The sequence below is a fragment of the Achromobacter sp. SIMBA_011 genome, assembly GCF_046535435.1.
GTDB lineage: Bacteria > Pseudomonadota > Gammaproteobacteria > Burkholderiales > Burkholderiaceae_B > Achromobacter > Achromobacter dolens.
Window position 1 is genome coordinate 1 of record NZ_JAWRWN010000497.1, and the last position, 270, is coordinate 270.

Annotated in this window: 1 protein-coding gene; it reads right to left on the reverse strand. The window is 61.1% G+C overall.

Annotated features, from left to right (window positions below; genetic code table 11):
* Positions 1-270: hypothetical protein (locus tag SB816_RS31875; RefSeq protein ID WP_410548227.1), on the reverse strand; the 270-nt coding region annotated here is incomplete at both ends.

The following is a 270-nucleotide window of genomic DNA, read 5'->3' on the forward strand; positions in this document are numbered from 1 at the left end:
CGTGTCGGCGTCCGTTAAGGAAAGGTCCGCGGTTGAAAGCATAAAGGCATCCAGCATACCAAGTGCACGCTCCATGGCCTCGCCACGCCTGGCGGGTGTAATTCGATACAAGAGCTCCAGCGCCGAGAAGATGCGTTCGGCCTGGACACAAACAGGTATCGAGGCTTCATCCGAGCGTACCTGCATTGCCGTTATGTGCAGCCCCGCGCGCAGGTCCCTCATCAGGTCGGCATCGGAGGTGCCGGAGGTGGCGGGTAGTTTCGCCGCCCT